The sequence below is a fragment of the Tateyamaria pelophila genome (genome assembly GCF_019966495.1).
Taxonomy (GTDB): Bacteria; Pseudomonadota; Alphaproteobacteria; order Rhodobacterales; family Rhodobacteraceae; genus Tateyamaria; species Tateyamaria pelophila.
This window is the reverse complement of the sequence record NZ_JAIMIA010000226.1, coordinates 1-3,840: the sequence shown is the minus strand read 5'-3', so window position 1 is coordinate 3,840 and position 3,840 is coordinate 1. Positions and strand designations below refer to the sequence as shown.

2 protein-coding genes are annotated in these 3,840 nt (G+C 53.0%); one reads left to right on the top strand and one right to left on the bottom strand.

What is annotated here, in order from left to right; genetic code table 11:
* The first annotated feature begins 190 nt into the window (after window positions 1–190).
* Window positions 191–2,422, top strand: a complete 2,232-nt coding sequence (locus LC354_RS26800; RefSeq protein WP_223429001.1) for a SulP family inorganic anion transporter — start codon at window positions 191–193, stop codon at window positions 2,420–2,422.
* Between the two features lie 180 nt (window positions 2,423–2,602).
* Here the strand turns inward: LC354_RS26800 and LC354_RS26795 are convergent.
* A protein-coding gene (locus tag LC354_RS26795) for an IS3 family transposase (RefSeq protein WP_223429000.1) occupies window positions 2,603–3,735 on the bottom strand; the annotation gives its coding sequence in 2 pieces (ribosomal slippage) (window positions 2,603–3,483 and window positions 3,483–3,735; 1,134 coding nt in all).
* Window positions 3,736–3,840: the final 105 nt, after the last annotated feature.

Below are 3,840 nucleotides of genomic sequence, written 5' to 3'. Positions count from 1 at the left end.
CAGCAACCAACGCCAGCCTCGCGCAATACTCCCAGATCAGATCATGCCATATAAGAGGGGGTTCCCTTGGTGCTTACAGTCATGTGGTTTTTCGAACAGGTTGATGCGCCTTTCGATTGGAAGCCATAAGTCCGAGAAACGGCAACCTTGTAAATAGATCGACGGCAATGCTGAGAGGGAATTAGGATTGATGCAGACGGGCTTGAAAACGGAACTGAAGGAAAACTTACGTGGCCCCGTTGTCGTGCCCAGTATCACTGCCGGGTTGGTTGCAGGTGTACTGACTGTCACTTTCATGTTTTCATATTCGGCCGTGATATTTACCGGTGAACTCTCCGGCTTCGTGCCGCGAGCGACAGGGCAACTCCTCTTTGGCGGTGTTGTCATTGCGCTCGTCATTGGTCTCTTCAGCGAGCTTCGCGGCGTTGTGGCTTTGCCGCAAGACAACCCAACGGCAATCATCGCTGTCATGATTGCCACTCTCTCCCAACTTCCCGGGAGCGCGCTCTCTCCTGAAATGCTGTTTGCCCAGGCGGTCGTAATAATGGTGGTGTCGACTGCTCTTTCAGGCGTGATCTTCTACCTCGTTGGCCGATGGCGGCTCGCAGCCTTTGTCCAGCTGATACCATATCCAGTGATCGCTGGTTTTCTGGCGGCAACTGGGTGGTTGCTTTTCAAGGGCTCCTTCAGCGTTATGGCAGATCAAACGTTTGATTTCACCCAACTCAGTGCGCTCGGCGAAGTGATGCATCTGTGGCTGCCCGGAGCCGTATTCGCTCTCATTACACTCTTCGTTTCCCTCAAATACTCCAATGTTTTCATCATGCCCGGGCTCATCTTAAGCGCGGTGGCACTCTTCCATATCACTTTGTTCCTGAGTGGTGCTTCGAGTCAGGAAGCCATTGCCGAGGGCTGGTTGTTGCAACCATTTGGGGAGGGCGCATTGTGGAAGCCAGTACCTCTTTCCACCTTCCTTGCAGCCGACTGGACATTGTTTGTGACAGAGTTCACCGGGTTGGCCACTATTCTTTCGATCGCGCTCATCTCGGTACTTCTGAACCTCACAGCGCTCGAGTCAGCCTTTAACCGTGACATAGATGTCCATCGCGAGATGCGCCTGGCCGGTATTGCAAACCTTCTTGCTGCGCCCGGCGGAAGCCTTGTTGGATATCATTATGTCAGCCTCTCTACTCTTGGGCGTCGGATGCGTGGAGATAGTCGGCTCGTCGGGGTCGTCGTCGCAGTGTTCTGCCTTCTTACGATGACAGTCGGAGCTGGTGCTCTGTCTGTCTTCCCAAAATTTGTGCTTGGCGGCTTGGTAATGTTCATCGGACTGGGCTTCCTTTATGATTGGGTGGTCAAAAGCTGGTCTAATCTCGGGCGCGGTGACGTTGCGATAATATTTACGATCCTCTTTGTCGTCGAGTTTATCGGGTTTCTGGAGGGTGTAGCGACCGGCGTGGCCGCAGCTGTTGTGTTGTTCGTAGTCAGCTACAGCAAGCTAAATGTTGTTCGCTTGGCAATGGATGGAAGTGATTTCTCGAGCAACGTCGATCGCCCTGATGACCACCGAAAGGCCTTGTCCTCCGAGGGGCAGAAGATTCTATATCTCAAACTCCATGGTTTCATCTTCTTTGCATCCTCAATCAAACTGTACGAGGAAGTGGTAGGAGCCCTGACAAGAGAAGCTGGCCCGCCTGAGTTTGTAATCCTTGATTTTCAGCTAGTGTCTGGTCTGGATACTTCTGCTGTTCACGGTCTGGTCAAGATCAAGAAGAAGGCGCTGGAAGTCGGAACGCAACTCGCCTTGGCTCACGTCCCCGCAGAAATCGATCAACAATTGCATGAGGAAGAGTTCCTTGATGGCGACGCTGTTATCGAGCCAATCTTTAAGGATGCAGACAGCGCCCTGGAATGGTGCGAAGATTTCCTTCTCAGAACGGCTGGCGTTGATCCAAGCCCAAAAGCTTTGCCGATTGATGATAGGTTGATTGAGGTTTTTAAGGCCAAGGCTGTTGTTCAAAAGTTCCGAAGTTACTTGGAAACGACTGAATTCTCTCAGGGCGACGTAGTTTCACAACCCGGCATTAAGCAGCGTTTGCTGCACTTCATCGAGCAAGGGACCGTTTCCATCTACCTCGATGAATTGGATGGCGAAAAGCATCGAATAAGAGGCGCGGGCCCTGGTTCTATGGTCGGCGTCGCCAGCTTTTTTAGGCAAGGAAACGTGGGGACGCTTGCGGTAGGCATAGCGGACAGCAAAGGAACCGCTCATGTTTTGACAGATGTCGCATTCGAACGCATGAAGTCCGAAGATCCTGACTTGGCTCTGAAATTTCAGACATATGCACTCGAGTATGTTTCGGAGCGGTTGGCAAGCAACTTGCGCACGCTTTCATTGATACTTCGCTTGGAAGAGTAATTGTCACATCCCGGCAGGTAGTACGTAACCGCTTCATTGATACCGCTGCCTACGCGGCTTGACTGCTCATTGCGGATGCCACTGGCGACCAGTTCCAGGGCAGCAATTCATCCGTAAGCAGAGGTGGTCCTGGTTTTTCGACCACTTTGCAGCCTTGTTAAGATGGATCATGGTTTCCTATCAGGCTGCTAATCTCACTGGTTCTTTTTTGCTCGCATAGGCCTCATCGGGGGTCAAGATGCCGTGGGTCGAGTGTGGGCGCTCAGCGTTGTAATAATCCAGCCATTTCCGGATGCCAGCCTTGGCCTCTGAACCTCTCTCGAAGGCATGCAGATACACGCATTCATACTTCAGTGACCGCCACAGACGCTCGATCATACGGTTATCGATCCAGCGGCCCTTACCGTCCATGCTGATTTTGATCTTTGCATCGCTCAATACGTCGATCCAGTCGCCGCTGGTAAACTGGCTGCCTTGGTCCGTGTTGAATACCTCCGGCGTGCCATGCGTGGCCAAGGCCTCTTTCAAGGCTTCAACGCAGAACTCAGCGTCCATACTGTTGGACATCCTCCAGGCCAAGACCTTGCGACTGTACCAGTCCATGATTGCCACAAGGTACAGGAACCCACGCCGCATCGGGATGTAGGTAATATCCGCACACCAGACTTGGTTCGGCCGGTCGATCACCACGTTCCTCAGCAGATAGGGCCAGATCTTATGCTGCGGGTGCTTCTTGCTGGTGTTGGGCTCCTGATAGATCGGCACCAACCGCATGAGACGCATCAGACGCCGGACACGGTGACGCCCGCATTTATGGCCATTGCGTTGCATGTAGCGGGCCATTTGACGCGACCCATACCAAGGCGTTTCAAGGAACTGCTTATCAATGATCTCCATAAACCGCAGGTTCTCGGCTCTCTCGCCCTTCGGCTCATAATACAGGTTGGACCGTGCCAACGTCAGCAGCGCACACTGTCGGCGCAGGCTCAGCTTGTGATCCTTGCTCACCATTTTTTGCCGCGCGTCCCGAGCAGTTGGTGCGAGGCATTGGACAAAAAATCCCGTTCTACAACAAGCTGCCCAATCTTCGAATGTAGCTTCTCAATGTCGGCAGGGCTTGGTGTGTCCGGCGCGCGACCCCGCCGCTCAAACGCTGACGACATGTTATCAAGGGCAGCACGCTTCCACGTACTGATCTGCCCCGCATGCACGCCATACTTCTTCGCCAACTCCGATAGGGTCAGTTCCTCACGGATCGCTTCAATCGCTACACGCGCCTTGAAATCCGCCGAATGGTTCTTTCGCTTCTTCATTTTGGATCACTTCTCTCATCAGTCGATCGTAAGCGCGCTCCCATCGCCCTCGTAGGAATTGTCTGATTATTATCGGAAATGAGCCTGAAGCATACGGAGGGCTCA

Excerpts from the sequence above, each read along its gene's own strand:
- LC354_RS26800 (WP_223429001.1), top strand. The coding sequence starts at position 191 with ATGCAGACGGGCTTGAAAACGGAACTGAAGGAAAACTTACGTGGCCCC.